This window comes from Paraburkholderia sp. 32, assembly GCF_050435345.1.
GTDB classification, from domain to species: domain Bacteria; phylum Pseudomonadota; class Gammaproteobacteria; order Burkholderiales; family Burkholderiaceae; genus Paraburkholderia; species Paraburkholderia tuberum.
On record NZ_JBNDKD010000002.1, the window covers coordinates 1,513,567 to 1,533,990 of the forward strand.

The 20,424-nt window shown below is 61.5% G+C and carries 21 protein-coding genes and 2 pseudogenes; 11 read left to right on the top strand and 12 right to left on the bottom strand.

The features are described from left to right. Positions 1–104: 104 nt before the first annotated feature. The 3 genes from OKW26_RS22265 to OKW26_RS22275 form a co-directional block, all read right to left on the bottom strand. Entirely contained in the window at positions 105–533 is a 429-nt protein-coding gene (locus OKW26_RS22265) for a hypothetical protein (RefSeq protein ID WP_429355280.1), read from the bottom strand. 173 nt (positions 534–706) lie between these two features. Next, a complete protein-coding gene (locus OKW26_RS22270) occupies positions 707–1,675 on the bottom strand; it encodes a PDR/VanB family oxidoreductase (RefSeq protein WP_429355189.1) in 969 nt (322 codons plus the stop codon). Positions 1,676–1,947: 272 nt separating this feature from the next. After that, positions 1,948–2,964: an IS110 family transposase gene (locus OKW26_RS22275; RefSeq protein WP_429353833.1), complete on the bottom strand. Its 1,017-nt coding sequence runs from the start codon at positions 2,962–2,964 to the stop codon at positions 1,948–1,950. 368 nt (positions 2,965–3,332) lie between these two features. Between OKW26_RS22275 and OKW26_RS22280 the strand changes: the two genes are divergently transcribed. The 5 genes and pseudogenes from OKW26_RS22280 to OKW26_RS22300 all read left to right on the top strand — a co-directional run. Next, complete coding sequence (locus OKW26_RS22280; RefSeq protein ID WP_090810778.1) at positions 3,333–4,679, top strand: MFS transporter; 1,347 nt, start codon at positions 3,333–3,335, stop codon at positions 4,677–4,679. A gap of 46 nt (positions 4,680–4,725) precedes the next feature. Next, positions 4,726–5,718: an ABC transporter substrate-binding protein gene (locus OKW26_RS22285; protein WP_429355190.1), complete on the top strand. Its 993-nt coding sequence runs from the start codon at positions 4,726–4,728 to the stop codon at positions 5,716–5,718. 109 nt (positions 5,719–5,827) lie between these two features. Beyond that, positions 5,828–6,898, top strand: coding sequence for a porin (locus tag OKW26_RS22290; RefSeq protein ID WP_429355191.1), 1,071 nt, complete (start codon positions 5,828–5,830; stop codon positions 6,896–6,898). Between the two features lie 89 nt (positions 6,899–6,987). Then, positions 6,988–7,578 (top strand): MarR family winged helix-turn-helix transcriptional regulator, encoded by a 591-nt coding sequence (locus OKW26_RS22295; protein ID WP_187612328.1) that lies wholly within the window; start codon positions 6,988–6,990, stop codon positions 7,576–7,578. Positions 7,579–7,668: 90 nt separating this feature from the next. Further along, positions 7,669–8,049 (top strand): annotated as a pseudogene (locus OKW26_RS22300) (nicotinate-nucleotide diphosphorylase); the annotation flags it as partial. Between the two features lie 122 nt (positions 8,050–8,171). Here OKW26_RS22300 and OKW26_RS22305 read toward each other — a convergent pair. Both OKW26_RS22305 and OKW26_RS22310 read right to left on the bottom strand, forming a co-directional pair. Then, positions 8,172–9,347: a Gfo/Idh/MocA family protein gene (locus OKW26_RS22305; RefSeq protein WP_429355192.1), complete on the bottom strand. Its 1,176-nt coding sequence runs from the start codon at positions 9,345–9,347 to the stop codon at positions 8,172–8,174. A 16-nt stretch (positions 9,348–9,363) separates the two neighbouring features. Continuing rightward, complete coding sequence (locus tag OKW26_RS22310) at positions 9,364–10,695, bottom strand: Rieske 2Fe-2S domain-containing protein (RefSeq protein ID WP_090810787.1); 1,332 nt, start codon at positions 10,693–10,695, stop codon at positions 9,364–9,366. 478 nt (positions 10,696–11,173) lie between these two features. Here OKW26_RS22310 and OKW26_RS22315 point away from each other — a divergent pair, with 478 nt between their 5' ends. Together OKW26_RS22315 and OKW26_RS22320 are read left to right on the top strand one after the other, a co-directional pair. Then, on the top strand, positions 11,174–11,650 hold the full coding sequence (locus OKW26_RS22315; RefSeq protein ID WP_429355193.1) for a bacteriohemerythrin: 477 nt from the start codon (positions 11,174–11,176) through the stop codon (positions 11,648–11,650). A 511-nt stretch (positions 11,651–12,161) separates the two neighbouring features. Further along, entirely contained in the window at positions 12,162–12,533 is a 372-nt protein-coding gene (locus OKW26_RS22320) for an aldehyde dehydrogenase family protein (RefSeq protein WP_429355194.1), read from the top strand. Between the two features lie 178 nt (positions 12,534–12,711). On the opposite strand, the gene OKW26_RS22325 is transcribed toward OKW26_RS22320, so the two are convergent. Continuing rightward, on the bottom strand, positions 12,712–13,023 hold the full coding sequence (locus OKW26_RS22325; protein ID WP_429355195.1) for a high-potential iron-sulfur protein: 312 nt from the start codon (positions 13,021–13,023) through the stop codon (positions 12,712–12,714). Positions 13,024–13,443: 420 nt separating this feature from the next. Further along, positions 13,444–13,794, bottom strand: coding sequence for a BON domain-containing protein (locus OKW26_RS22330; RefSeq protein ID WP_429355196.1), 351 nt, complete (start codon positions 13,792–13,794; stop codon positions 13,444–13,446). A gap of 208 nt (positions 13,795–14,002) precedes the next feature. On the opposite strand from OKW26_RS22330, the pseudogene OKW26_RS22335 reads away from it, so the two are divergent. The 4 genes and pseudogenes from OKW26_RS22335 to OKW26_RS22350 all read left to right on the top strand — a co-directional run. Next, a pseudogene (locus OKW26_RS22335) lies at positions 14,003–14,272 on the top strand (maleylacetate reductase); the annotation flags it as partial. Positions 14,273–14,317: 45 nt separating this feature from the next. Next, the gene (locus OKW26_RS22340) at positions 14,318–15,190 is read left to right on the top strand and encodes an intradiol ring-cleavage dioxygenase (protein ID WP_090810797.1); all 873 of its coding nucleotides are present in this window, start codon (positions 14,318–14,320) and stop codon (positions 15,188–15,190) included. A gap of 5 nt (positions 15,191–15,195) precedes the next feature. Beyond that, positions 15,196–15,507 carry a YciI family protein gene (locus tag OKW26_RS22345; RefSeq protein ID WP_429355197.1) on the top strand — a complete coding sequence of 104 codons (312 nt, stop codon included), beginning with the start codon at positions 15,196–15,198 and terminating at the stop codon, positions 15,505–15,507. A 3-nt stretch (positions 15,508–15,510) separates the two neighbouring features. Continuing rightward, positions 15,511–15,795 (top strand): Rieske (2Fe-2S) protein, encoded by a 285-nt coding sequence (locus tag OKW26_RS22350; protein ID WP_429355198.1) that lies wholly within the window; start codon positions 15,511–15,513, stop codon positions 15,793–15,795. 100 nt (positions 15,796–15,895) lie between these two features. Here OKW26_RS22350 and OKW26_RS22355 read toward each other — a convergent pair whose 3' ends face one another. From OKW26_RS22355 to OKW26_RS22375, 5 genes are all read right to left on the bottom strand, one after another. Then, the gene (locus OKW26_RS22355) at positions 15,896–16,663 is read right to left on the bottom strand and encodes an ABC transporter ATP-binding protein (RefSeq protein WP_429355199.1); all 768 of its coding nucleotides are present in this window, start codon (positions 16,661–16,663) and stop codon (positions 15,896–15,898) included. Positions 16,664–16,700: 37 nt separating this feature from the next. Continuing rightward, positions 16,701–17,414: an ABC transporter permease gene (locus OKW26_RS22360; protein WP_429355200.1), complete on the bottom strand. Its 714-nt coding sequence runs from the start codon at positions 17,412–17,414 to the stop codon at positions 16,701–16,703. Then, positions 17,411–18,100 carry an ABC transporter permease gene (locus OKW26_RS22365; protein WP_090810805.1) on the bottom strand — a complete coding sequence of 230 codons (690 nt, stop codon included), beginning with the start codon at positions 18,098–18,100 and terminating at the stop codon, positions 17,411–17,413. The genes OKW26_RS22360 and OKW26_RS22365 overlap by 4 nt, the downstream gene beginning before the upstream one ends. Positions 18,101–18,181: 81 nt before the next feature. Further along, positions 18,182–18,955 (bottom strand): ABC transporter substrate-binding protein, encoded by a 774-nt coding sequence (locus OKW26_RS22370; protein ID WP_090810807.1) that lies wholly within the window; start codon positions 18,953–18,955, stop codon positions 18,182–18,184. Between the two features lie 286 nt (positions 18,956–19,241). Beyond that, on the bottom strand, positions 19,242–20,159 hold the full coding sequence (locus OKW26_RS22375) for a LysR family transcriptional regulator (protein WP_429355201.1): 918 nt from the start codon (positions 20,157–20,159) through the stop codon (positions 19,242–19,244). Positions 20,160–20,424 lie beyond the last annotated feature (265 nt).

Consider the following 20,424-nt stretch of genomic DNA (forward strand, 5'->3'; position numbering starts at 1 on the left):
ACTTCGTCCGCTTCGCGCCGAACTGCGGCCTCCGATACGTTGGCGCAGATGACCGAACGTCTTCCTGTCGGATGCGCAACTAACGGTCGGGCGCCATGCTGCCATCACACTCGGGCTTCGCCCCAAAACCCGCTGACAAAGGCGGCCACGACGACTTGCCGTCGCGGCGTTATGTCTGGTTGGCACCGGGATAGCACGCTTGCATCGAAGCGACTTCGCTTTCGTACAGCAAACACGTCGCTCATCTGCCGTGCCCGCTTTACTTCGTCACTGTGCAGATAGATCGACGTCGTCGATACGGACGCGTGCCGCAGATAGCCGAAGTCGAGCAGGAAGCGCAGCCGTTGCGCGGCCGGGGCTGACCAGCCAAACGACCACTCGAATCCATCGGCGATCGTGCGCACGCACGCCCCGCGGCCCCGCGTCGGGCCAACGAGTTTTTCGACCTCAGAACGCAGTGATCTGTTGCCCGCCATGATTTTCCCTTCGATAGACGATGAATCGATGCGATGGAGATCGGTGCGTGCGTCCAATCGGCGCCGGAGGAATGTCGTCTCAGGAAATGCTGGTTTCAGCCGTCAGGACTTCCGGAATCGGAACCAGCATGCAGAACGGCATTTAAGGATTTTTGCCCCTCGGCGGGGGCTTTTCTAATTGGGTGCGCTGGAGGCCTTCATGCGACGCGTTCGTACCCAGCCCGCGATGCTCAAAGATCGAGAACCAGCTCCGCGGATTTCGCACGCGACACGCAAACCATGATCTGCGTTTCTTTCTCGTCGTCGCGCAGCACGAGGTCCCGGTGATCCGCCTCCCCTGAGCACAACGCTGTCTTGCACGAGCCGCAGGTGCCGCTTTCGCACGAACTCGGCACGCGCACGTTGGCGTCGCGCAGCACCTCGAGGATCGAGCGATTGGCGGGAATGTCGAACGACGTGCCGCTGCGCGAAAGCCGCACGGTGAACGGCGTGCTTTCGCGCGCATCCGCATTGCTTGCACCGAAGCTCTCGAAGTGCACCGTGCCCGACGGCCAGTGGCCGGTCATGTCCCGCACGGTGTCCATCAGCGCTTGCGGGCCGCAGCAGTACACGTGTTGCGCCGACTTCGACCTCTCGAGCACAGGCCAGAAGTCGAATGCTTTCGACGCGTCGCCGTGATCGTGATGAATCTTCACGTCCGAACGCCATTCGTCGCTGGTCAGTTCATCGAAGAACGCCGTGCCTTCCTGATCGCGGGCGAGGTAATACAGCTTGAACGAGCGCAGGCCTTCCGCCCGCAACTGCCGTGCCATCGACAACATCGGCGTGATACCGATGCCGCCCGCGACGAGAACGAATGACTTTGCGCGCTCATCGAGGGGAAACTCGTTGCGGGGCAAAGAGACGTCCACGGTGTCGCCCTCGGCCGTATCGTCGATGAAGCTCATCGAACCGCCCCGTCCGTTGCCGTCACGCTTGACCGCGATGACGTAGCGATTGCGCTCCTGCGAGTCATTGCACAGCGAATAACTGCGTCGCGAACCGTTGGGCACCACGACGGTCAAGTTCGCGCCCGCCTCGAACGGCGGCAACGGCGCGCCTTGCGGGTCGGTCAGTTCAAAGCGCCAGATGTCACGGGCGATCTTCTCCTTGCCAGCAATGTTCAGACGACGAAAACCGTCTTCCGATGGGGGCGTCATGTCTGTCTTATATGGACGCCTCCCGGTTTGCCAGGTGATATTCGGTGTGTGACGGACAGGATGAGGTTGCAGACTTATATCCGGCCTGTGGTGCGGATGGTGATCCGCTGGCCCTGATGGAATCTGCCGGGGAAGTCCTCATCTCCTGCGAGTCCTCGAAGGACAAGACAGAATTCAGGTTTGCTTCCCCGCGGTCCGACCTGTTTCGCCATCACATGTATATCAACCTGCGCAACCTATTAGCGACCACGTCTCCATAGTTAGTTGATCTTCTACGCAGCGTGAGCCACGTAACCAGATTGGTACGTTCGAGCGTGGGCAAGCAGCGCCCAGATCGTGCGTGCCGTTTTGTTTGCGAGCGCGACGACCACTACATTGAACGGTCGTCGCGCGAGCAAACGTTGCAGCGCGTCGCTCAGGCGCTTCGGATGCGAGAGCACTGCGCGCGCGCCGTGAATCAGCAAGGTACGCAAGTACACGTCGCCTCTTTTGCTGATGCCCAGCAGCTTGACACGACCTCCCGTGCCGCTTTGCCGTGGCACCAGACCGAGGAACGCGGCGAACTCGCGCCCGGAGCGAAACGTACTCGCCTCGCCGATGGTGGCAATGGCGGCAGTCGCCGTGAGCAGGCCCACACCCGGAATGGCGGCGAGCCGCGTGGCCCCTTCGTCCTGGCGCAACCATGCTGCGAGCCGGTGTTCAATGGCACGGATGTCGCGCGTGAGCGCTTCGATACGCTGCAGTTGTTCGCGAAGCGTGTCGATGACCATGGCGGGCAAAGCGTCGGCCAGCTCGCCAAGCATGCGGGCCGCGTCGTTCATGCTGTGCGAGCCGCGATGCACTGCCGCGCCAAACTCGTACAGCAAGCCGTGCGTCTGGTTAATCTGCATGCGACGCATCTTGAGCAGTTGTGCGCGCACGCGGTGCAGCGTCAGCACCGCTTGCTGCGCTTCGCTCTTCACAGCGACGAAACGCATCTCCGGCCGTTGTGCAGCTTCCCAGATCGCCTGCGCGTCTGCCACATCGGTCTTGTTGCGCTTCACAAACGGTCGGACGAATGACGGCGCAATGAGCCGGACTTGATGACCGAAGCTCGCGAAGCGGCGTGCCCAGTAATGGGCGCTGCCGCACGCTTCCATCGCGATGAGCGCGGGCGCCTGCTTCGCGAAGAACGTCACGAGCTGTTCGCGCTTGAGCTGACGACGGTTGATCTCGCCTGTGTCCATGTCTACCCAGTGCACCTGAAAGACCCGCTTTGCCAGGTCCACGCCAAATGTCGTAGTCTTCATTTCGAGCCCTCCTTACCCTTCCTGGTCGTTTTGACACCACCACTTTGGCACTCTGATGCCGTCGGGTATAGCGAGGGCTCCGCCGTTCCTACTGCCTCTCCTATCCGACGCGGGAGGGAGGCGTCCATACCATCTCCTCCTTCTGACCAGTCCAGTCTTGCGTTGCATCAACATGGATTGCATATTATGGCTAGATCTCTAATTATGCAAGTCAAGGCGCGCGATTTTTCGCGATCTTGCTCTCGGTATAAACCCGTTCTTGCCAGCGACATAAAGCCGCCGTAAGCTGAATATTAGAGCTCTAATTAAACGGTGAGAGGGACGCTGTTCCGGCCGGTATCCAGAGTGAAATTCGGAGAGATTCAGTCATGGCACATTCAACGTTGCACTCAGGGGACCTATCCCTGTCTGCCATAGCCGACTCGGCGGCGGAGGAGGCGACATACCGCAAGATCACGTTAAGGCTAATGAGCTTTCTTTTCCTGTGCTGGGTCCTCAACTATCTCGATCGCGTCAACGTCAGCTTCGCGCAGCTGCAGCTGAAGCACGATCTCGGGCTGAGCGACGCGGCGTACGGACTCGGCGTGAGTCTGTTCTTTATCGGCTACATCCTGCTCGAAGTGCCGAGCACGCTGTTGCTGCGGCGCATTGGCGCCCGCAAGACCGTCACGCGGATCATGCTGCTGTGGGGCGCCATCTCGACTGCCATGGCGTTCATGACCGCTCCATGGCAGTTCTATCTCGCCCGGACGCTCCTCGGCGCGGCCGAAGCGGGCTTTTGGCCCGGCATCATCCTCTATCTCTCGTACTGGTACCCGTCGAAGCGCCGCGCTCGTATCACGTCGCGGTTCCTGCTGGCGATCGCGGTTGCGGGGATTGTCGGCGGCCCGCTTTCTGGTTTCATCCTGCAAAACTTCATGGACGTCTGGGGCTTTCGCAACTGGCAGTGGCTGTTCTTCCTTGAAGGCGTCCCCGCCGTGATTGCCGGTGTCGTTGCCTACTTCTACCTGATCGACCGGCCGCAAGATGCGAGGTGGCTGACCGAGGATCAAAAACGAATTGTCATCGGCGCGCTCGACGAGGAAGGTCGCAGCAAGCCGCATAACTCGCCGAGCACGCTCCTCGCGGCGCTGCGCGACCCGCGCGTGTACGTGATTGCCGCGGGCTGGGCCACGGTGCCCATTTGCGGAACCATCCTCAACTACTGGACGCCCACGATCATCAAACAGGCGGGCGTTTCCGACCTGTTGCAGATCGGCTTCCTGTCGGCGCTGCCTTATATCGTTGGCGCGGTTGCCATGCTGCTGATCGCACGCAGCTCCGACCTGCGGCTCGAGCGCCGCTGGCACTTCGTGCTGTCGACGACAGCGGGCGCCACGGGCGCGGTGCTCCTGACGGTTCTGACGCACAACTCGGTTGCCGCCATCGCGTGCCTGAGTCTCGTTTCGGTGAGCTATTTCGCGGCCGCAGCCATTATCTGGACCATTCCGCCGAACTACCTGAAGGGCGCGGCGGCCGCCGGCGGCATTGGCGTGATCAGTAGTCTCGGTCAGGTGGGCGCTTTCTTCGCACCAATCGTCCTCGGCTGGGTGAAGAGCGTGACCGGCAGCTTTTCGGCCGGCATCCTGCTGGTGGCGGCGCTCGTTTTCATCGGTGGCATCGCCGTCTTCTTCGGCGTGCCGCGCGAGCGGCAGGCACAGCAATCCGGCGCGTGACGATGCACGCGACGGCAAGCATTTTGACAGTCAGACAGGAGCAGGAATGAGCAAGCTTCAACTTTCCATCGCGGTGGGCAACTACGACCGGATGCGGCCGCTGATCGACGGCGACGTCCAGATCGACGGTGTCGATCCGGTGTTCATGCTGCAGGACCCGGAGGAAATCTTCTTTCGTGCGTTCCGGCACGCCGATTACGACATTTGCGAGCTTTCGCTCAGCAGCTATTCGGTGAAGACGGCCGCGGGCACGTCGCCCTACATCGCGGTGCCGGTCTTTCCGTCGCGCGCGTTCCGACACAGCTCGGTCTACGTGCGTTCCGACCGTGGGATCGACCGGCCCGAGGACCTGAAAGGCAAACGCATCGGCGTGCCGGAATACCAGCTCACGGCCAACGTATGGGTGCGGCTCTTTCTCGAAGAGGAATATGGCGTGAAGGCGTCGGATATCCGCTGGGTGCGGGGCGGCTACGAGGATCCGACGCGCGTGGAGAAAATTGCGCTCAAGCTGCCTGAAGGCGTCGTGCTGGAAAGCGCACCCGAAGGGCAGACGATCTCGAACCTGCTGGCCGACGGCGAGATTGACGGCGTGATCGGACCGCGCGCGCCGTCGTGCTTCGACCGTGGGCATCCGAAGGTCAAGTACCTTTTCGATGATCCGCAGAAAAGCGCCGCTGAATGGTACGAGCACAGGCAGCTCTTCCCGATCATGCACACGCTCGGCATTCGCAAGACGCTCGCGGTTCAGCACCCGTGGCTGCCCGGCGCGATCGCGAAGGCGTTCGAGCAATCGAAGGAAGTGGCGCTGGCCCGTTTGAGCGACACCTCGGCGACCAAGGTGACGCTGCCGTTCGTCGAGGACCAGTTGCGCAATGCACGGCGTCTGATGGGGCACGACTTCTGGTCGTACGGATTCGCGAACAACGAGCACGTGATCGACCGCTTCCTCGCGCAGCACCACGCCGAGGGATTGTCGAGCCGTCGCCTGCAGCCTGCCGAACTGTTCCACCCGGCCAGCCTGGAGCGATTCAAGATCTGACCTCTCGCGGCGGTTGTTCGAGCCGTCGCGCATCCGGCAGGCGCTGGGTGCGCGACGGATGCGCGGAAGGGGACAATACATCCAATATACTCAGTAATCCAGAAGACAGATGAACATGAAGAGACACACATTCCCGCTCGCCTGCGGCGGGTTGCTGACGCTCGCCTGCACGTCGGCCCATGCGCAGAGTTCGGTCACGCTCTACGGCATCGTTGATGCTGGCGTCGAGTACGTCAATCGGGTACCCCAGGGCAGTCAGACGGGCTCGGTGATCCGGGAACAGTCGGGCAATCTCGCCGGATCGCGCTGGGGGCTCAAGGGATCAGAAGACCTTGGCGGCGGCTACAAGGCCGTGTTTACGCTGGAGGGCGGGTTCAACGTGAACACCGGCGCGCTAGGTCAGAACGGACGGCTGTTCGGCCGCAAGGCATTCGTTGGCGTCTCAACGCCGTACGGCACGCTCACGCTCGGACGTCACCAGAACCTGCTCTACGAGCTGATGTACAAGTACGACGCGCTGACGTTCAACCCCAGCTATTCCGCGCAAAGCATGGACAGCCAGTTCGTGAACCGCGCGGACAATTCGGTGCGCTATGGCGTGCACCTCGGCGGCGTCACGTTCGCGGCACTGTACAGCACCGGGTTCGACGCGACGATTCCGAACGGTGGGAGCGTGCCCGGCGCAACGAAGGTGGGCCGCGAAATGAGCGCGGCGGTCCTGTACGATCGGGGGCCGTTCAGCATCGGTTTGACGTACGACCAGTTGCAGGGCACCTCGATCGCGACACAGAGCAATGCGCAGCAGCGCGCGCTGCTCGGCGTGTCGTACGACTTCGGGCCGGTCACGACGCTGGCCGGCCTGCGCTGGCTGAACACGCGCAATACGGATGTGCCGCCGAGCTCGCTGCTCTATTGGGGCGGCGTGACCTGGAGGGTGAATGCGCCGCTTGCCATTTCCGCCAGCGTCTATCACACGCAGTTTCGCAATCCGCACGGCGGCCCGACGATGGGGGTATTGCTCGTCGACTACTCGCTGTCCAGGCGCACCGACGTGTATGCGGAAGGGGCGTATGTCTCCAATCGTTCATTCTCCAATGTCGGTATTCGTGGCACAGGCGTGGACATTGCGCCAGGCATGGACCAGGCGGGCGTGACCGTGGGCATTCGCCACACCTTCTGAGCGGCCCAGGCGATGCGCTCCAGCGCCTCTCGCGCCGGCTAAAGCGCTATGATTGTCACCGGTCTGGTCACAATAACAGCGAGGAAGGTATGGCAGCAGCACGTACTTCGGGCAAGGGCGGGGGCGCGAGCGAGGACCCCATCCTGCGGCACTGGCGCGAGGCGGTTCCGGATGATCGTCTTGCTCACCTGGTGAAGGATGCAGGCCGCGCGATGATTCGCGGTCTGCAAATGCGCCTGGCGCAGCATGAAGTTTCGTTCGGCCACTGGGCTTATCTGCGTGTGCTATGGGTCACCGACGGGCTTACGCAGAAGGAGCTCAGCGACGAGACCGGCACCACCACGCCCACCACGTTCAGTGCGGTGTCGGCAATGGAAAAGCTCGGGTATGTCGAGCGCCGCTATGAACCCGGCAATCGCAAGAACACGCACGTCTACCTCACGCCGCGCGGCCGGAGCCTGAAAAACAAGCTCGTCCCGCTCGCGGAAGAAGTCAACGAAATTAGCGTCAGGGGCCTGAAAACCACCGAGATCAACGTCGCGCGGAAGGTTCTGCTGACGATCATCGAGAACATGGCACGCGACGAATCCGAGTCGGACAACCCGGCGCTGCGCATTCCGTCGACGCGGGAAGTGGGCAATCTGATCGCGGCACGCGGCGAAGAAATCGATCAGGATTGAGGCGCAGCTCGGCGTTTCAGGTCCTTCCCGAGTAGCATATTCATTATAGATCTAATAATATGGACGGGCGTGCCAAGTCCACGACAGGCACGACGGCAGACCACCGACGGCATTCTGATCAAGGAAAACCACATCGCGGCGGGCGGCGGCATTGCGTCGACGCTTCGCGCCACTCAAGCATTGGGTGCGGGTGTGCCCGTGCAGGTCGAGGCGGAGACGCTCGATGAGTTAAAGGAAGCGTTGGCTGGGGGCGCCGCGGCGATTCTGCTCGACAATTTCTCGATCGAGACGATGCGCGAGGCTGTGCGTGTCATCGGAGGGCGCGCCGAGCTGGAAGTCTCGGGCGGTGTGACCGAGCAGACGCTGCGAACCATTGCCGAGACCGGCGTGGACCGTATTTCGTTAGGTAAGCTGACGAAGAACGTCAGGGCGATTGATTTTTCGCGGCGCTTCGCGGTGTTCGCCGGGTAACGAGATCGGGGCGTATGTGTGCGCCCCGTAGAAGGAAGCGCTGACAAAAAATCCCTCGTTTTAACTGTACATAGCTCGGTTCAAACGAGGGCAATGAGGGCTTTTGCGCTTACCGCGAACTATCAAAGCGTTACATCTGCGCCGGTTTCGCTCGACTTCAGAATCGCGATACAGATTTCCAGCGTGCCCTTTGCCCATTCGCCATCGTGAAGGGGCGAGTGTTTGTCGACGACCGCGCCATACAACTCGTCGATGACTTCGGCGCGCGGCACGACGGGCGCAGGCAGTGGCAGCGTTTGGCGCTGCTCGTCGCCGTAGACGACGATTGAATCGGGCAGCGGGCGCAGGTCCGCGCGTTCGCACGAGACGATGATCGGACCGAAGTGCTGATGAAAGCGCGGCGGCTCGTCCGCGGTGGCCGTCGGCGGCTTGTATGCCGATCCGCCGTAGGTGCCGGCCGCCTTGAGTCTGGCTTCGTCGCCCGAGGACGCGAGCGTCTCCAGACGGCGGCGGGCGCTCCCGTACATGTCGGGGCTTGTTCGATCGCCCATTTCGCCGATCCAGCCGCTCCACTCTTCGGTATTGAAGTGGCCATAGCCGTTGTACGAGAGCGAGGCATAAGCACCGTTCTCGAACCAGATCAGCGCCGAATAAGCACCTTCGGTTGGGCGTGACGAATCCCACCGTCCCACACTCGCGCGCAGCCGCGTCGCGCGCGAGCCGGCGAGCATTCGCACGATGTCGACCTGGTGAGCCGCCTGGCTGAAGACGGCGCCGCCACCTTCAGCCGTGGCCAGCTCCTCGGGCCGGCGCGGGCGGTAAAGGTAGTCGGTGTAGTTCACGGCCTGGATCATTTTCACCGCGCCGAAATCGCCGCGCCTGATCAATTCGCGCGTACACAGGTACGGCGTGTCGAAACTGTGGCAATGCCCGACGATCAGATGCACGTTCGCTGCGCGGCATGCAGCGATCATGCGATCGCAGTCCGCAGCGGCGAGCGCCATCGGCTTTTCGACCAGCACGTGTTTGCCTTTTGCCGCAGCAATTTCAGTGTGCTGCGCGTGGAACTGGTGCGGACTCGCAACGTAGATGATCTCGACGTTGGGGTCATCCGCCAACTCCGCCACGTCCGCATAGGTGGGCGCAGCGAAGTCGGCGGCGAACTGCCGCCGCGCTTCGTCACGCGGATCGCACGCAGCGACGAGCTGGACTCTGGGGTCGCGCAGGAAGGTCGGCAACATCAGCGAGAATGCCCGTCCCAGTCCTGCGACCCCGATACGCAAACGGCGCTGCTCCATGGCCGTGTGTCTCCCGTTATTGCTTGACCTGATAGTCCGTTGCAAGCGCGGACGGTTGGTCGGCCGGTTCCGGATTCTTTTTGCTGACGTAGCGCGCAGCATACGTGCGCCAGTCGATTTCCTTCGGCACGACAGCCTGGTACGAACACACTTCCCGGGAAATCGCCTTTGCACCGGTGCCAATTGCTTCGCCATCCTTCTCGAATTCGGCGATCGCATCGATCATGCGGCGACGGAATTCGACGATGGCGAGATCGCTCGCGCCGAGGCGCTCGTCCGAGCGGTTCGCAATCGGGCCCATCGTGACCCACATGGCGATGTCCTGGTTCGGGAAGCCCGAAATGCCAGTGAAATTGCCAGCCTTCATCGCCTGGCGGTCCTGCCAGAAGCGGTTGTCGTGATTGCGCAGCGGACGATAGTACTGGTCGAGATCAACACCGACCTGCTGACGCAGGAACTTGCGCCACGTTTCGTTTTCCGGCGTCGTCTCCGGATCGCCCCAGGCGATGAAGTAGAACGCCGTGTTCGTGTCGTCCATCGGCACATTGATGTTCGCAACGTTGTAAAGATTGTTCGGCGGAATCAGCACCGTTCCCGGCGCCACGAACACCGTGGAGCGCACGTAGTCGTGCGTGTTGGCGTTGAAGATCGGGCGGCGCAGCGCGGCGTAACGGAAGCCGTAGTCGGTGCGCTCGACCTGCAGGCGCGGGGCCTTGTCGGTGGAGGGGCGCAACCAGTTCTTCCCGGTCGCTTCGGCGCCGCCGACGCGTGCCGGCACGAAGTCGGACGAATGCAGGCTGGAGCTGTGCGCGGAGTCGATCGCGCCTTCGAGGATTTGCGCCCAATTGCACGGCAGCAGCGCCTTGGCGATGCTCACGCGGGTGTCGGCAGTCGGCGCCCAGGCCGGCGGCACGAATTCGGGGATGGCGTCTTGCGGGCCCATATACGCCCACACCATGCCGCCCCATTCCTGCACTGGGTAGGCCTTGTGCTTGACCTTGTCGGTCATGCAGCTCGCTGCCGGCTCGGACACCATTTCAAGCACGTTGCCCGCGACGTCGAACTTCCAGCCGTGATACAGGCAGCGCAGGCCGGAGTCTTCGTTGCGGCCGTAGACGAGCGATGCGCGACGGTGCGGGCAGTACTCGTCCAGCACACCAACGCTGCCTTCCGAGTCCCGGAATACGACGAGGTCTTCGCCAAATACGCGCGCTTTGACCGGCGCACCATCCGGCTCGCTGACTTCTTCGATGAGGCAAACCGGCGTCCAGTGCCGTCGCATCAGTTGGCCCATCGGGGCATCGCCTTCGACGCGGCACAGCAATTCATTTTCTTGGTGGGTCAGCATGTAATGTCTCCCGGCGACAGGTCGCCTTCATCAACAGGTGTTACTCAACTATATTAGATATCTAGTGAAATTGGCAAGAACCTTTGGGGGCATCCGGGAAAGTACGTATGGTCGGAAGTGCCGCAGGACTAGGAATATTCGATCTCTAATATAAAGGGACGGGATTCATCGCCGATGGATCTAATTTGTGAGGCGCTGGCTGTGCTTCGGTCGGCAATTTTTTCGGTGACTACACCGGCGCGAAAGGGAGCGCAACGGCAAGCGGCGACCGGGTGCCGCAGATCGCGGTATCGACGAGCCTGAAGATTCGAAGGGCAAGCGCATCGGCGTGCCCGAATGCCGGCCGAATTGTTCCACCCGGCTAGCCTCGAAAGACTTAAGGATTTAAGCTGCGCTGACGGTGGAATGCTGGGAAATTCGCGGCGCTCTACATGTCGCGGCTATGATTTAGATCTTGATAAAGCCAGATTGATCGAACATGACAGACTCTGTATTGAAAGATGTCGAAGCCCCTGTGCGGGAAAGTGACAACAGCCTTGTGTGGTCGGACGCACGGCTACTCGGCTTCACGCCGATGGATGACGTGCATAAGGAATTCTATGAAGTTGCGCTACGGCTCGTGACCTGCACCGATGCGAGCGCCCTTGCCGCAATCGACGAATTCGAAAAACACGCCGTCAGCCATTTCGAGCAGGAAGACGAATGGATGCGCACGACAAACTTTCCCCCGCGCGACTGCCACATCGAAGAGCACGAAGCCGTGCTGAATTCAGTCCGAGACGTTAAAGCCGCGGTCGAAGCAGGGCAGGCCGGTTGCGCGTTGGTGCAAGACATCGGCATGCATCTGTACAACTGGTTTCCGGGACACGCAGACTACCTGGATTCGGCGCTTGCTGCATGGATGACGAAACAGACGATGGGTGGAAAGCCTGTTGTCTTAAGACGGACGATTTGAAGAAAAAGCTGCAGAGATTTCTCTCTGCAGCCCTTCAGCTCTCCAAGCGTTTATGCTTCGCGCGTTCGGAATTCTTGCTGACCTGTGGCTTCCGTCAACGCATCGTCGCTACCTTCCTCCAGCGAAATATTCCGGGTTTCGCGTCCCTTGACCCACCAGATCGCGGCGGCAACCGGACCGGGCAGCGCAAGCGCCAGCAGTACGAGCAATGGTGCGGAAGGTGCGCCCGTCGTGCTGAAGGCACTCGTCAGCAGCGGGCGATACGGAACGGGGGCTGCGCGATGCGCTCGCGAAGGCGCACGCCCACCCTGGCCTGAGTCTGATTCACGTGCCGGTCTATTACGGTGCGGATCCCGCAGGCGGGATGGGTGCGTATGGGCAGTGGAACGTCGGCCCGTGGTCCGACAGCGTTCAGGAAACTTATACGAAGACGCTTATCTGAAGGGGCGGGCATGTACGAATCTTGTGGCCCGCTGATTGATGACGCGTGGCGCGGTGCGTCCGACGGTGCATGTATCGTGGTCAGAAGTCCGGCGACAGCGTGCCCGCCGCGACCGAAGCGGACGAAGCGGACGAAGCGGACGAAGCGGACGAAGCGGACGAAGCGGACGAAGCGGACGAAGCGGCTGCGCTTGCGGCGGCCGAGCGCGGTTTCGCACTGTGGTCGAAGACGCCGGCGTGGGAGCGGGCCGCGGTGCTGCGCCGTGCTGCGGATCTTCTGAGAGCCCGGAATGAAACGTATGCCTTCCTGATGAGCGGCGAGACCGGCAAGCCGTTGCTCGAGGCGCGAGGCGAGGTCAATGCGAGCGCGCCGAAACAACGTTCCGGATGTGATTCCCGACTATGGCGGATTGCCTGGGCCCCAGTGTTTCGAGGCGTGTAACGCCCATTGGTATCGCGGCTCAATCTCGCAAGTGGCCGGACTAGACCGTCGATCCTGTTGGATATGACCAGGTGAGATGGTGCTGAACGGAGGCTAGCTTGTTATTCCTTGTCATAACGGCGCACTGGAACGCGGCTATCGGCGCGAGCTACGATGAAGCACAACGACGGCGTGTAAATTACGCCTTTTTCACGTAGGCGTTACACCACCCTTTTGCGTTGACCAGCTTGCCCCCGTAGGTCGGACACGGCCCATACGTGGAACCGGCTTTGCCTTGATACAGTTGGCAATTGGCGCAGGTCTGCCCTGTCTGGTACCGAGGGAATTTCGTCTTGTCGACCTTCGATGCGTCCATCTTGTATCCGAGGGCCAGTGCGGTCGGATCGTTTTCGGACAGCACAGGCGCGTCCGCGTTTGACTTTGTCGAGAGAACCGTCGTTGAGGCAACGGATGCGGCAAGTATCATGAAATGACGGCGAGAGAGCGACACGATCGAAACTCCTTTCGAGACACAATCAGACGGTGGCAAAGTGACGGTGAACCGGTCAATCGCAAACCACCTCGTCATAACATGAGCAATCAGCATACCTGTCGATTGTCGAACACCAGTTTCGCAGCCGGCCTGTTGGTTGAAATATCACGTGCGATATATTGAAAGCCGAGGCATGACCGAGTCACGGAGGATCGATCGTGGAACTGGATGTGACGCAGAAGCTGATCGGTACGAGGAGCACGATATGAAGATGACCTTGCGCGGCCCGCTATCGTTGTGAACCGGACCAAAGCGAAGTCCGGAGAACTCCAGAAGCGGCCCTGGGTCTCGCGCCGAGTTTTCGGCTGTGAGACCGCGCTCGCTTGAGTGCGCTGTGCCGCGTTACTCTCGTGTCATCCGTCTACCGGCGAACGCATGTCATTGCGGCTTGAGGTGCAGATCGTTGCTCACGGATTGCACCCCCGGCACGCCGTGGGTCACCGCAAGTGCTTCCAGAATCTGTGCCTCTGAATCCACGTATCCCGACAACTGCACGACGCCTCGATACGTTGCCACGCTCATCGGTAACGATCGTAGCGCGGGGTCCGCGACAAGCGCCTGCTTCACCCGGCGGGCGAGCGTAGCGTCGTCAGTGGCGATTGCCCCCGGCGCGGTCGCGGACGGTATCGCTGTCGCCGTCGACTTACAGCCGTTGGTGAACACGAACGCGGGCAACGCGAACATCGCGACGATCAGCAACCGGCCTTTGATGTATGGCGCGTTTCGCATGTCGGTTATGACATCCAAATCCGTTCATTCGTACATTCAAACGTCGACACAAAAACATCGCTGCCGTGGCGCTCGCGGCAAAGAATGCACGGACGGCATGGGCCATGCTGATACGAAACCAGGCCTTTCAGGCTAGCCATGTACCTGCACGATCCAGCGTGACGGATTGACAGATTCAGCGATTAGCAGCGAAACAGCATTCACTTCCCATCACAAGCTGTGTCATACGTTGGGCGGTACGTTTAACCTGCCGTATACGGCACACTACACCCACAGCGCCGCGCCCGATACGCTTGCGCGCGTCGCACGCGCGCTCGGCATTCCGATGGCGCTCGCGCAGATCGGCATGCCCGAGCAGGGACTCGACGAAGCGGCCGATCTCGCGTGCAAGAATCCGTATGCGAACCCGCGTCCCGTGGAGCGCGACGCGATCCGCGCGCTGCTGCAACGTGCGTGGCAGGGCGCTGAACCCGCCTGAGCAGTGGCCAACGCAGCGCCGCCAGAACAATCGATGGAGGAAGACATGTCGACAGACAGCAAAGAGGCCGAACAGGCCCTGACCGAGCAGGTGGTAGCAAGCTTCGCGGGCACGCCCGACGAACGGCTGCGCACGCTAATGCAAAGCCTCGTGCGGCACATGCATGCGTTCGTGCGTGAAGTCGAGCCGACCGAGGCCGAATGGATGTCGGCCATTCGCTTTCTGACCGACACCGGCAAGATGTGCGATGACCTCGTGCGTCAGGAATTCATCCTGTTGTCGGATACGCTCGGCGTATCGATGCTCGTCGACGCGATCAATCACCGTCTCGCGACGGGCGCGACCGACACCACCGTATTCGGTCCGTTCTATATTCGCGGCATGCCCGAGCGCGCGTACGGTGAGAACATCGCGTTCACGCCGGGCACGCCCGCACTCGTGCATGGGCGCGTGCTGTCGACGGACGGAGAGCCGCTTGCCAACGCGGTGCTCGACGTCTGGCAGACCGCCGATAACGGCATGTACTCGGGGCAGGACACCGAGCAGCCGCACGGCAATCTGCGTGGACGTTTTCGCACCGACGCCGAAGGCCGCTACGCGATTTCGACGATCGTGCCGGTCAGTTATCCGATTCCGACCGACGGCCCGGTCGGCCGCATGCTCGAAGCGACTGGACGGCATCCGTGGCGACCCGCGCATCTGCACTTCATGATAGATGCGCCTGGGCATCGGACACTGGTCACGCATGTGTTCGATCGCGAGGATCCGTATCTGGATTCGGACGCGGTGTTCGGCGTGAAGCCCTCGCTGATGGTCGACTATCGCGAGTGCTCCGCGGATCACGAACTCGCGCGCCGCTTCGGTTTCGATGGACCGTTCCGCGAAGCGCGCTACGACTTCATTCTCGATCGGAGTTGATGACGATGGCACGTTTTTTCGCGGTCTTCGCGACCGACAAGCCCGGCATGCGCGAAGTGCGCGAACGGGTGCGTCCGGTGCATCGGACGTGGTTGCGCGGCAATCCGCTTTGTGGCGTGTTTGTGCGCCTCGGCGGTCCGACGCTCGCGCCGCAATGCGATGCGATGAATGGCACGTTGCTGGTCGTCGAAGCGGAGCGTATCGACGATGTGATGGAGTTCGTCAGCAACGATCCGTATATGCAGGCGGGGCTATTCGATTGCGTCGAGATCCGTCCGTGGGACTGGAGCCTCGGCAATCCGGAACGGAGAGTCTGAGCGATGAACGAAACACCGCTGTGCCCGCTTGCCGACGTGCCCGATGGCGGCGCGCGGGTCGTCGATGCCACGGCCGCCGGCGTGCCCGTCGTGGTCGTGCGGCGTGGCGAGCAGGTGTGGGCTTACGCGAACCGTTGCCCGCATTTTTCGGTGCCGCTCGATTTCGAGCCCGGCGATGTGCTGTGCTATCGCGCGCAGGTGTTGATGTGCGCGCATCACAGCGCGCTGTTGTCAGGCGTGATCCTCGTGCTGCCGGAGGGCGAGAGCGAACACACGGTGTATCTGTGAACCGCGCGCAGACCAGTGCAATCTGGTGAGTGGCGCAGTCGTTCTGGAAATGATTCGGGGTAAGGCGCGAGGCTGAACGACGCGCCATACCCCGCCGCCGCTACTTCAACCGCCCCGCCAAAAACTGCTGTAACCGCTCGCTGCGCGGATTCGTCAGCACCTGATGCGGATGCCCTTGCTCCTCGATCTTGCCCTTGTGCAGGAATACGACATGATTCGACACGTTGCGCGCAAAGCCCATTTCGTGCGTGACGACGATCATTGTGCGGCCTTCTTCGGCGAGCGCCTGCATCACACGCAGCACTTCGCCGACGAGTTCGGGATCGAGCGCCGAAGTCGGTTCGTCGAACAGCATCACTTCCGGCTCCATCGCAAGCGCGCGAGCAATCGCGACGCGCTGCTGCTGACCACCGGACAGATGCGACGGATATTTTTTCTCCGTGCTGGCCGGCAAACCGACCTTGGTCAGATACTTCCGAGCGCGTTCCTCGGCTTGCGCGCGGCTCAATCCCAGCACGCTGATCGGCGCCTCGATGATGTTCTCGAGCACCGTCATATGCGCCCACAGATTGAAATGCTGGAACACCATCGACAGACCCGTGCGCATCGTTTGCAACTGCTTCGGATGGGTTACGCGTAGCGAGCCGTTGCGATCCCTGCTCGTGTTGATTTCCTCTGCGTTCAGCGTGATGCGCCCGGCGCACGGCGATTCGAGAAAGTTGATGCACCGCAGGAAGGTGCTTTTCCCGGAGCCGCTCGACCCGATGAGGCTAATCACGTCGCCCGCCTTCGCCTTCAGCGAGACGCCCTTCAATACCTCGTTGTCGCCGAACTTCTTGTGCAGATCGTCGACCGTCAGCTTGTACATGCTCGTATGCTCCATCATGACGCGAATGCGTCCGGGTTTAATGCGCTTGCGGTTGCAGATAAGCCAGCAATCGGATTTCCATCTTGCGGAAGCCCCAGATCAGCGCGAACACGATCGCCGCATACAGGATCGCCGCGATGCCGTACGCCTGGAACGTCGCGTAGGTCGCGGAGTTGACGTCGCGCGCCACTTTCAGAATGTCGGGGACGGTCGCCGTGAACGCGAGTGTCGTCGCGTGCAGCATCAGGATCACCTCGTTGCTGTACGAGGGCAGTGCCCGGCGCAGCGCCGAAGGCAGGATGATGCGCGTGTACAGCTTGAACTTCGACATGCCGTAAGCCTGGGCCGCCTCGATTTCACCGTGCGAGGTCTCCCGGATCGAGCCCGCGAAGATCTCGGTGGCATACGCGCATTCGTTCAGCGCGAACGCGAGCAGCGTGCAGTTCATCGCATTGCGAAAGAAGCTGTCGAGCATCTGGTGCGAATGGACGAAATGCAGACTGTAGAGGCCCGTGTAGATCAACAGCAACTGAACGTATAACGGCGTGCCCCTGAAGATGTAGGTGTAAAGCCAGACGGGTCCGGAGATGTAGCGGTTGCGCGATGCGCGCGCGATCGCGAGCGGCACGGCCAACACGAGACCCAGCACGATCGACGCAACCAGCAACCACAGCGTGATGACGAGGCCGGTGTAGTTGAAGCCGTCCGTGAACAGGTAGTTCTGCCAGTATTGACGAGTCAGTTCGATCACAGCGTGGCCCTCCGTACGCCGATCGAGTAGCGCTTCTCGAGGCGGTTCAACAGCAGATTCGAAATCGTGGTGATGGCGAGGTAGATGGCCCCGGTCGCCAGCGTGAAGAAGAAGAACGACTGCGTGCTCTTGCCGGCGTCCTGCGATGCCTTGACCACGTCCGCGAGACCGATGATCGACACGAGCGCGGTGGCCTTCACGAGCACCTGCCAGTTGTTGCCGATGCCGGGCAGCGCGAAGCGCATCATCTGCGGGAACAGGATGCGCGTGAACACGCGCCGCGCGCTCATGCCGTACGCGAAGCCCGCTTCGATCTGCCCGCGCGGCACGGAGAGAAACGCGCCGCGGAAGGTTTCGGTGAAGTACGCGCCGTAAATGAAGCCCAGCGTGATCACACCGGCGAGAAACGGATCGATGTCGATCTGCTCGATGCTGAACATGTCGGTCAGATCATTGAGCCAGATCTGGATGCTGTAGAACAGCAACAGCATCAGCACGAGATCGGGCACGGCGCGGATCAGCGTCGTGTACATCGTGCCGATGCGCGAGATCGCACGGTTGGTCGATAGCTTCGCGGCGGCGCCGAGAAGTCCCAGCGCAAACGACGCCGCGAGCGACAGCACCGCGAGCTTGATGGTTACCCACGTGCCCGCGAGGAGCAGCGGACCGAAGCCTTGAAACAGCATGGGAGTGTCCTTGATGGAGCGAGCCGCGCGCATGCGCGCGGGGCCTGGCGATCGGGTGGAGCGGGCTTGTGGGGGGCGGACTCAACTGCCGTACACGTCGAAGTTGAAGTACTTCTGCTCGATCTTCTTGTAGGTGCCGTCCTTGATCATGTCGGCGATCGCCTTGTCGACCTTCGTCTTCAGATCGGCGTCTTCCTTGCGCATGCCGATGCCCGCGCCGTTGCCGAGGATCTTCGGATCGTCGATGGTCTTGCCGACGAAGTCGAAGCCCGCGCCGCGCGGCGTCTTCAGGAAACCCTGGTCAGCCTGCACGGCGTCCTGCAGCGCTGCGTCCAGACGGCCCGACTGCAGGTCGGTATAGACCGCGTCCTGGTTCTGATACGGCACGACCTTCACGCCCTTGGGCTCCCAATAGGTCTTCGCGTAGGTTTCCTGGATCGTGCCCTGTTCGACGCCCACCGTCTTGCCCTTCAGCGAGTCGGCGGTCGGCAGGATGCCCGAACCCTGCTTCGCGACGAGACGTGTCGGCGTGTTGAACAGCTTCGACGAGAAGGCGATCTGTTCGGCGCGTTGCGGTGTCATCGACATCGACGACAGCACGCCGTCGAACTTCTTTGCCTTCAGTGCCGGAATCATGCTGTCGAAGTCCTGCTCGACCCACACGCACTTCGCGTTCAAACGGCGGCAGATTTCAGTGCCGAGGTCGACGTCGAAGCCGACCAGCTTGCCATCGGTCGCTTTCGATTCGAACGGCGCGTAGCTCGCATCCACGCCGAAGCGAACCGTGGACCAATCTTTGGCGAAGGCGCCGGTGGCAGCGAGCGCGAGGGCGAGGGACAAGGCGAGTTTCTTCATAAAGTCTCCGGGAGGGAATGCTGCGAGGTGCGATGTTGTATAGACAATTATCCCGTACGAGCGATGAGCGACAATCAGGGTTAGTGCTTACGGGCACCCGGGAAGGAGACAGGGAGTAGGCGTGAAAGCCTTTGTGGACAAGCTTGGAAGGCTAATTGAAGGGCTGCGGGCGCAGCCGGAATTTTCGCGTATACCCGCGGTCTATACCGTGGCGGATATCTTGTCCATACAACTTTGTTGCGGCGACGCCCGCCCGGGCGTCGGGCCGGGAACCGCGCAATCCGCTCTACGAATGCGCAGGCGGCAGATACGTCATGTGCTCTTCGTCGTACAGCGCATAGATCAGTTCGAGCATGCGCTTGATGTCGGCGGATTCGTCGAGCATGCGCATGCTCATGATGATCGGCGACACGAGGTTCTGGTCGTCGAGGTCCTTGTAGGCGACGTCGCCGCGCTGCAAGCCGTACACGCTCGCCGGCACGATCGAGATGCCTTCGCCCGCGCCGACGAGGCCGAGCGCGATCTGCAATTCGCGCGTCTCGTAGAGCCGCTGCGGCTTCAGACCGCGATCGTGAAACGCGGCGAGCACCTGGTCCGCGTAACTGGGCCGCGGCGCCTTCGGGAAAATGATCAGCGTTTCGCCGGTCAGGTCCTGCAGCGACAGCACCGGCTTCGCGGCGATCAGCGGATGGCCGAGCGGCAGCGCGACGATCATCCGTTCTTCGCGCAGCACGACGCGCCGGATGCTCGGGTCTTCATGACGGATGCGGCCGAAGCCCACGTCGATGCGGCCTTCCTTGAGCGCCCTGATCTGATCCATCGTCGACATCTCGTGCAGGCTCAGCTCGACGGTGCTGTTCTCGGTACGAAAGCGCCGGATGATTTTCGGCAGCATGCCGTACAGCGTCGAGCCGACGAAGCCCACCGACAAACTGCGCTCGATCTTGCCGACGCGCCGCGTCATCGCCTCGATTTCCGTCGTTTGCGCGAGCAGTTGCACGGCGTGCGAGTAGAAGAAGCGGCCAGCCTCGGTCAGCTTCAGCGGCCGCGAGTTGCGCTCGAACAGCTGCACGCCAAGGATGTCTTCGAGCTGCTGGATCTGCCGGCTCAGCGGCGGCTGCGCAATATGCAGACGTTTGGCGGCCTTGGTGACATTGCATTCCTCGGCGACGGCCACGAAGTAGCGCAGATGGCGCAGTTCCATAGAAATACCTTTTAAGTATCGTCGCGATACCAAATCAGTGTTGGACGATGCAAATGGCGTAGAACTATCCTTCAGTTACCGTAGACGCCCCACAAAATTATACCTCCCGAGCATCGATAACTCGGCCCGGTCTGAAGCGTCGGTCGGCCCCTGGAGACGGCGCAGGCAAATCCTCGCGCATGGGATCCAAGACCTAGAAAGAGTTCAGGAGCAGCAATGAGACATGCTGATATCGCAACCCCGATGCAAGGGTTGTCCACCGATT

Excerpts from the sequence above, each read along its gene's own strand:
- OKW26_RS22315 (WP_429355193.1), top strand. The coding sequence starts at position 11,174 with ATGACAGACTCTGTATTGAAAGATGTCGAAGCCCCTGTGCGGGAAAGT.
- OKW26_RS22365 (WP_090810805.1), bottom strand. The coding sequence starts at position 18,100 with ATGCTGTTTCAAGGCTTCGGTCCGCTGCTCCTCGCGGGCACGTGGGTA.
- OKW26_RS22320 (WP_429355194.1), top strand. The coding sequence starts at position 12,162 with ATGTATCGTGGTCAGAAGTCCGGCGACAGCGTGCCCGCCGCGACCGAA.
- OKW26_RS22375 (WP_429355201.1), bottom strand. The coding sequence starts at position 20,159 with ATGGAACTGCGCCATCTGCGCTACTTCGTGGCCGTCGCCGAGGAATGC.
- OKW26_RS22305 (WP_429355192.1), bottom strand. The coding sequence starts at position 9,347 with ATGGAGCAGCGCCGTTTGCGTATCGGGGTCGCAGGACTGGGACGGGCA.
- OKW26_RS22295 (WP_187612328.1), top strand. The coding sequence starts at position 6,988 with ATGGCAGCAGCACGTACTTCGGGCAAGGGCGGGGGCGCGAGCGAGGAC.
- OKW26_RS22310 (WP_090810787.1), bottom strand. The coding sequence starts at position 10,695 with ATGCTGACCCACCAAGAAAATGAATTGCTGTGCCGCGTCGAAGGCGAT.
- OKW26_RS22350 (WP_429355198.1), top strand. The coding sequence starts at position 15,511 with ATGAACGAAACACCGCTGTGCCCGCTTGCCGACGTGCCCGATGGCGGC.
- OKW26_RS22270 (WP_429355189.1), bottom strand. The coding sequence starts at position 1,675 with ATGACGCCCCCATCGGAAGACGGTTTTCGTCGTCTGAACATTGCTGGC.
- OKW26_RS22290 (WP_429355191.1), top strand. The coding sequence starts at position 5,828 with ATGAACATGAAGAGACACACATTCCCGCTCGCCTGCGGCGGGTTGCTG.
- OKW26_RS22280 (WP_090810778.1), top strand. The coding sequence starts at position 3,333 with ATGGCACATTCAACGTTGCACTCAGGGGACCTATCCCTGTCTGCCATA.
- OKW26_RS22275 (WP_429353833.1), bottom strand. The coding sequence starts at position 2,964 with ATGAAGACTACGACATTTGGCGTGGACCTGGCAAAGCGGGTCTTTCAG.
- OKW26_RS22345 (WP_429355197.1), top strand. The coding sequence starts at position 15,196 with ATGGCACGTTTTTTCGCGGTCTTCGCGACCGACAAGCCCGGCATGCGC.
- OKW26_RS22355 (WP_429355199.1), bottom strand. The coding sequence starts at position 16,663 with ATGTACAAGCTGACGGTCGACGATCTGCACAAGAAGTTCGGCGACAAC.
- OKW26_RS22370 (WP_090810807.1), bottom strand. The coding sequence starts at position 18,955 with ATGAAGAAACTCGCCTTGTCCCTCGCCCTCGCGCTCGCTGCCACCGGC.
- OKW26_RS22330 (WP_429355196.1), bottom strand. The coding sequence starts at position 13,794 with ATGCGAAACGCGCCATACATCAAAGGCCGGTTGCTGATCGTCGCGATG.
- OKW26_RS22340 (WP_090810797.1), top strand. The coding sequence starts at position 14,318 with ATGTCGACAGACAGCAAAGAGGCCGAACAGGCCCTGACCGAGCAGGTG.
- OKW26_RS22285 (WP_429355190.1), top strand. The coding sequence starts at position 4,726 with ATGAGCAAGCTTCAACTTTCCATCGCGGTGGGCAACTACGACCGGATG.